The sequence below is a fragment of the Banduia mediterranea genome, from assembly GCF_031846245.1.
In the GTDB taxonomy this organism is placed as follows: domain Bacteria; phylum Pseudomonadota; class Gammaproteobacteria; order Nevskiales; family Nevskiaceae; genus Banduia; species Banduia mediterranea.
Map to the genome: position 1 here is coordinate 73,467 of NZ_JAVRIC010000022.1, position 6,299 is coordinate 79,765.

Here is a 6,299-nt window from a genome sequence, read left to right on the forward strand (position 1 = left end):
CGACAGGAGCAAATCAACATGAAACGCAGAAACTTCGTACGGTCGCTGGCGGCCGCCGCGCTGGCACCGGCCCTTGGCTTCGGCTTTCACGCCCAGGCCGCCGAAGACACGATCAAGGTCGGCGTGCTGCACTCGCTGTCCGGCACCATGGCGATCTCCGAGACCACGCTCAAGGACACCGTCCTGATGCTGGTCGAGGAGCAGAACAAGAAAGGCGGCCTGCTCGGCAAGAAGCTCGAAGCCGTGGTCGTGGACCCGGCCTCGAACTGGCCGCTGTTCGCGGAAAAGGCACGCGAGCTGATCACCAAGGACAAGGTCGACGTGGTCTTCGGCTGCTGGACTTCGGTATCGCGCAAGTCGGTGCTGCCGGTGTTCGAGGAACTCGACAGCCTGCTGTTCTACCCCGTGCAGTACGAGGGTGAGGAATCGTCCAAGAACGTGATCTACACCGGCGCCGCGCCGAACCAGCAGGCGATTCCGGCGGTGGACTACCTGATGGACGAATTCGGCATCGAGCGCTGGGTGCTGGCCGGCACGGACTACGTCTATCCACGCACCACCAACAAGATCCTCGAGGCCTACCTCAAGGCCAAGGGCGTGAAGTCCGAGGACATCATGATCAACTACACGCCTTTCGGACATTCCGACTGGCAGAGCATCGTGTCGGAGATCAAGAGCTTCGGTTCCACCGGCAAGGCCGCCGCAGTGGTGTCCACGATCAACGGCGACGCCAACGTACCGTTCTACAAGGAACTCGCCAACCAGCAGATTTCGGCCGAGGACATCCCGGTGGTCGCGTTCTCCGTGGGTGAGGAAGAACTGTCCGGCATCGACACTGGTCCGCTGGTCGGCCATCTTGCCGCCTGGAACTACTTCGAAAGCGTCGATACGCCCGAGAACGAAGCCTTCATCAAGCAGTGGCACGCCTACACCGGCAACGACAAGCGCGTGACCAACGACCCGATGGAAGCCAGCTATATCGGCTTCAACCTGTGGGTGAAGGCGGTCGAGAAGGCCGGCACCACCGATGTGGAGAAGGTCATCGCCACGCTGCCGGGACTGGAAGTGCCGAACCTGACCGGCGGCACCGCCAAGCTGCTGCCCAACCACCACATCACCAAGCCGGTACTGATCGGCGAAATCCAGGACGACGGTCAGTTCGACGTGGTGTCCGAAACCGACGAAGTGCCGGGCGATGCCTGGTCCGACTTCCTGCCGGGTTCCAAGGACATCGAAGCCGACTGGGTCACGCTCAAGTGCGGCAACTACAACAGCAAGACCAAGAAGTGCTCCGGGCAGAACTTCTGAACCTCACCGACTAGCGAGCCGTATTGGACCTGCGGCGTCCGTGCCCACGGGCGTCGCAGGTCCCTTCTTCACTGTTCAAGGAAAGTCCGAGCGGAGCAACAGCGCATGAGACGCATACGATTTCAATTCGGCCGGTTCGTCCTGTGTCTGCTGATGCTGCTGGGCAGCGCGATCGCACACGCGGATTCGGCGGCCGATGACGCCTTCATGCAGACGCTGTTCGCGATTCCTGAAGCCAATTACCGCGAAAAGGCCGCTCTGGTCGACGCTCTCGTCGCCGCGCGCCACGAACACACCCGCGAGGTGCTCCTCGCGCTGCTGGACAACCGCCTGTATGCGCGTGAAAACGCCGACGGCAACATCACCGACCTCTACATCGTCGAAGAACAAGCCGATTCCCGACTCGCCCTCACCGACGCGCTGAGCCTTGAGGACGCCGGCATCGCGCCCGAGGACGATCTCGAAAGAATCCGCACCAACATCACCCTGCGCAAAGCGCTGAAGCAGGCGATTGCACGATTCGACCTGGCCGACGAAGACGCCGATGTGCGCGCCTCCGGCGTCGACGAAATGAGCGGCGATCTCGACGACGACGGTGCCGCACTGCTGCGCGAACAGCTCGCGATCGACGACAGCAGACAGGTGCGGCGCCGCATCGAAGTGGCGCTGGCTCTGTATGCCCTGCCCTCCGGCGACGAGGCCACACGTCTGGCGGCCATCGAGACCCTGGACGGAGAAACCAGCAATGTCGTCTACAACCGCATCAAGCCGCTCACCGAAGCGGATGCCGAAGTCAGCCCCGAACTGCGCGCCGCCGCGCTCAAGGTGACGCAGTCGATCGACAGCTGGCGCGTGTTCTACGGCGCGATCGAAACCCTGTTCTTCGGCCTCAGCCTGGGCTCGGTGCTGGTGCTGGCGGCGATCGGCCTGGCCATCACCTTCGGCGTGATGGGCGTGATCAACATGGCGCACGGCGAACTGATCATGCTCGGCGCCTACACCGCCTACGTGATGCAGCTGATCCTGCCGAACCACATCGGCCTGTCGCTGATCCTGGCGATCCCGGCGGCCTTCTGCGTCGCCGGGCTGGCCGGCGTGGCGATCGAACGCAGCATCGTGCGCTTCCTCTACGGCCGCCCGCTGGAAACCCTGCTGGCGACCTTCGGCCTGTCGCTGGTGCTGCAGCAACTGGTGCGCTCGGTGTTTTCGCCGCTGAACCGCTCGGTGTCCTCGCCGGAATGGATGCAGGGCCTGTGGCAGATCAACGACCTGTTCGCTGTCACCTGGAATCGCCTGCTGATCATCGTGTTCATGGCCCTGGTATTTGCCCTGCTGTGGCTCACGCTCAACAAGACCTCGCTCGGTCTCAAGGTGCGCGCGGTCTCGCAGAACCGCGCCATGGCCAAGGCCATGGGCGTGCGCACCGAACGCGTGGACGCGATGACCTTCGGCCTCGGTGCCGGCGTCGCCGGCGTCGCCGGCGTCGCGCTGTCGCAGCTCACCAATGTGGGACCGAATCTCGGCCAGAGCTACATCGTCGATTCGTTCATGGTCGTGGTCTTCGGCGGCGTCGGCAATCTCTGGGGCACGCTGATCAGCGGCATGAGCCTGGGCGTGATCAACAAGATCCTCGAACCCTGGGCCGGCGCCGTGATGGCCAAGATTCTGGTCCTGGTCTTCCTGATTCTGTTCATACAGCGCAAGCCGCGCGGCTTGTTTCCGCAGAAAGGCCGCGCGGCGGAGGGTCACTGATGCGTCGTGCCTGGTTATTCGGCGACATCGGCGGGCGCGCGATGCTGAGCGTGCTGCTGCTGCTCGCCATCATCGTCCCGCTACTGAACCTGGCAGTGCCGGCCGACTCGGCCCTGCACCTGTCGACCTACTGGGTGACCTTGCTCGGCAAGTACCTGTGCTACGCCCTGCTGGCAATCGCCATCGACCTGATCTGGGGTTACTGCGGCATTCTCAGCCTCGGCCACACCGCCTTCTTCGCGCTCGGCGGCTATGCCATGGGCATGTACCTGATGCGCCAGATCGGCGATCGCGGCGTCTACGGCAACGCCGAGCTTCCGGACTTCATGGTGTTCCTGAACTGGACGGAACTGCCGTGGTACTGGTACGGCTTCGAGCACTTCTGGTTCGCGATGCTGATGGTGCTGGTCGCGCCCGGCATCCTCGCCTTCGCCTTCGGCTGGCTGGCGTTCCGCTCGCGCGTCACCGGCGTGTACCTGTCGATCATCACCCAGGCACTGACCTACGCGCTGATGCTGGCCTTCTTCCGCAACGAGATGGGCTTCGGCGGCAACAACGGCCTCACCGATTTCAAGGAATTGCTGGGTTTCGATCTGCAACAGGACAGCACCCGCATCGGCCTGTTCCTGGCCTCGGTGCTGGCGCTGGCGCTGGGCTATCTGGCCTGCCGCTACATCGTCACCTCACGTTACGGTCGCGTGGTCGCGGCGATCCGCGATGCCGAATCGCGCGCGCGCTTCATCGGCTATCGCGTGGAACGCTTCAAACTCGCCCTGTTCACGTTCTCGGCCGTGCTCTCCGGCATTGCCGGCGCGCTGTACGTGCCGCAGGTCGGCATCATCAACCCTGGCGAGTTCTCGCCGATCAACTCGATCGAAGCCGTGGTCTGGGTCGCCGTCGGCGGACGCGGCACGCTCTATGGCGCCGCGCTCGGTGCCGGCATCGTCAACTACTCCAAGACCTGGTTCACTGCGGCGATGCCGGAAATCTGGCTGTACGCGCTGGGCGCATTGTTCATCGTGGTCACGCTGTTCCTGCCCAAGGGCGTGGTCGGCCTGATTGCGCGCCTGCGGAGAAAATCATGAACCTCGCCTCGTCCCTGCGCACACTGACCGACCGCGAACGCGTCTTCGAATTCGTCAACCGTCCGCCGCAATCCACACGCGCCGACCTCAGCCACGGCACCATCCTGTATCTCGAAGACATCACCGTGAGCTTCGACGGCTTCCGCGCGCTCAATGCGCTCACGCTGTACGTGGATACCGGCGAACTGCGCTGCATCATCGGCCCCAACGGCGCCGGCAAGACCACGATGATGGACGTGATCACTGGCAAGACACGGCCCGATACCGGCAGCGCCTGGTTCGGCCAGAACGTGGACCTGCTGCGGCTGTCGGAACCAGAAATCGCCGAGGCCGGCATCGGCCGCAAGTTCCAGAAACCGACAGTGTTCGGCGAGCACTCCGTGTTCGAGAATCTGGAACTTGCGATGGCCGGCGACAAATCGGTGTGGAGCACGCTGGTGGCGCGCCTTTCGTCCGAACAACGCGACCGCATCGCCGAAACCCTGGCCCTGGTCGGCCTGTCCACCGAGCAGGACCGCGATGCCGGCAGTCTCTCGCACGGCCAGAAGCAATGGCTGGAGATCGGCATGCTGCTGATGCAGGACCCGCAGTTACTGCTGGTCGACGAACCGGTGGCCGGCATGACACCGCAGGAGGTCGAGCGCACCGCCGAACTGCTGGTGTCGCTGGCCGGAAAACGCTCCGTGGTGGTGGTCGAACACGACATGGAGTTCGTGCGCTCGATCGCGCGCAAGGTCACCGTGCTGCACGAGGGACGCGTGCTCGCCGAAGGCAGCATCGACGAGTGTCAGAACAACCGCGAAGTCGTCGAAGTCTATCTGGGAGCCTGAGCATGCTGACCCTCAAAGGCATCAACCAGTTCTACGGCGGCAGTCACACCCTCTGGGACGTGGACTTCGAAGTCCCCACAGGCTCGATCACCTGCCTGATGGGCCGCAACGGCATGGGCAAGACCACGCTGCTCAAATGCGTGATGGGTTTGCTGTCGGTCAGCACCGGCAGCATCCACCTGGACGAGAAGGACATCACAGCGATTGCGGCCGATCGTCGCGCCTCCCTGGGTGTGGGCTATGTGCCCCAGGGCCGCGAGATCTTCGGTCAGCTCTCGGTCGAGGAAAACCTGCGGCTCGGACAATACGTGCGCAAGGACAACGGCGCCGAAGCGCTGGAGCGCGTCTACCAGACCTTCCCGGTGCTCAAGCAAATGGCCCGCCGCCGCGGCGGCGATCTGTCCGGTGGGCAGCAGCAGCAACTCGCGATCGGTCGTGCGCTGATCTTCGATCCGAAACTGCTGATTCTCGACGAGCCCTGCGAGGGCATCCAGCCCAACATCGTCGCCGAAATCGGTGATCTGTTGATACGCCTCAACAAGGACACCGGGCTGACGGTATTGCTGGTCGAGCAGAAGCTGCCGTTCGCGCGCCGCGTCGCCAGCGAATTCCGCATCCTCGACAAGGGCCGGTTGGTGGCCGGCGGCGATATCGGCGAACTGAGTGACACACTGGTGGAACGACACCTATCGGTATGAGTGGCGCGCCTGCGTCCATCGAACTACGGCCAACCGTAGGCCATCTGCTATGTCCACGCTGGATCACCTGGCACGGGACATCAGGCAAGTACTATCGGGGTTTGCGCAGCATGGTCCCGCCCTACAACCGATCCGCACTTTCGTACTTATATTTACTCCGACCCTGAGGTTTCCCCTCAAATTTAGGCGCGAGTGGTCGTTGGGCCATTGAAGCATGATGGCGTGGACCAGAGGGATCTTAGCGCTTGTTCAAAACAGGCTTGGGTCAGTGTCAGGAGCTTGGCTGCCAAGACCATCCAGCCGAGAGTGATGTCGGACAAGGTCTGTCGCTTGCGATCACTGTTGGATCGACACTGATCCTGAAGGCCGCGACGTCGTGCGATGATCCCGGCGACCCAGGCCAGAAAGACGGCGAGCAGATGGATCAGCAAGAGCATGGCGATCCGCAGGAGGTCGAGGTCAAGGAGGTCGGGGTCAGGTCTTGCGCCTTGACGCAGCCCGCCGATCCACACCTCGCGCGATCCGGCTTACCGTCGAGTAGTCGAGTAGTGCGACCCGAAGTGCACACCGATCTGCGGAAGTTGTCGGTGTCCGCTCTCGTAGGCGTCGCGATCTTCGTCATTGAG

At 63.1% G+C, this 6,299-nt stretch carries 6 protein-coding genes; 5 read left to right on the forward strand and 1 reads right to left on the reverse strand.

Features of this window, described 5'->3' with window-relative positions:
* The first annotated feature begins 18 nt into the window (after window positions 1-18).
* The 5 genes from urtA (at window position 19) to urtE (ending at window position 5,673) form a co-directional block, all read left to right on the forward strand.
* Window positions 19-1,308, forward strand: a complete 1,290-nt coding sequence (gene urtA, locus RM530_RS14350; RefSeq protein ID WP_311365941.1) for an urea ABC transporter substrate-binding protein — start codon at window positions 19-21, stop codon at window positions 1,306-1,308.
* 105 nt (window positions 1,309-1,413) lie between these two features.
* Window positions 1,414-3,060, forward strand: coding sequence for an urea ABC transporter permease subunit UrtB (urtB, locus tag RM530_RS14355; RefSeq protein WP_311365942.1), 1,647 nt, complete (start codon window positions 1,414-1,416; stop codon window positions 3,058-3,060).
* Window positions 3,060-4,145, forward strand: a complete 1,086-nt coding sequence (gene urtC / locus RM530_RS14360; protein ID WP_311365943.1) for an urea ABC transporter permease subunit UrtC — start codon at window positions 3,060-3,062, stop codon at window positions 4,143-4,145. Before urtB ends, urtC begins: the two co-directional genes overlap by 1 nt.
* On the forward strand, window positions 4,142-4,975 hold the full coding sequence (urtD, locus tag RM530_RS14365) for an urea ABC transporter ATP-binding protein UrtD (RefSeq protein WP_311365944.1): 834 nt from the start codon (window positions 4,142-4,144) through the stop codon (window positions 4,973-4,975). The genes urtC and urtD overlap by 4 nt, the downstream gene beginning before the upstream one ends.
* A 2-nt stretch (window positions 4,976-4,977) precedes the next feature.
* Entirely contained in the window at window positions 4,978-5,673 is a 696-nt protein-coding gene (gene urtE / locus RM530_RS14370; RefSeq protein WP_311365945.1) for an urea ABC transporter ATP-binding subunit UrtE, read from the forward strand.
* A 182-nt stretch (window positions 5,674-5,855) separates the two neighbouring features.
* On the opposite strand, the gene RM530_RS14375 is transcribed toward urtE, so the two are convergent.
* Window positions 5,856-6,185: a hypothetical protein gene (locus tag RM530_RS14375; RefSeq protein ID WP_311365946.1), complete on the reverse strand. Its 330-nt coding sequence runs from the start codon at window positions 6,183-6,185 to the stop codon at window positions 5,856-5,858.
* Window positions 6,186-6,299 lie beyond the last annotated feature (114 nt).

Bases quoted from the DNA above. Each gene is read 5' to 3' on its own strand.
- urtA (WP_311365941.1), top strand. From the start codon at position 19: ATGAAACGCAGAAACTTCGTACGGTCGCTGGCGGCCGCCGCGCTGGCA.
- urtD (WP_311365944.1), top strand. From the start codon at position 4,142: ATGAACCTCGCCTCGTCCCTGCGCACACTGACCGACCGCGAACGCGTC.
- urtC (WP_311365943.1), top strand. From the start codon at position 3,060: ATGCGTCGTGCCTGGTTATTCGGCGACATCGGCGGGCGCGCGATGCTG.
- urtE (WP_311365945.1), top strand. From the start codon at position 4,978: ATGCTGACCCTCAAAGGCATCAACCAGTTCTACGGCGGCAGTCACACC.
- urtB (WP_311365942.1), top strand. From the start codon at position 1,414: ATGAGACGCATACGATTTCAATTCGGCCGGTTCGTCCTGTGTCTGCTG.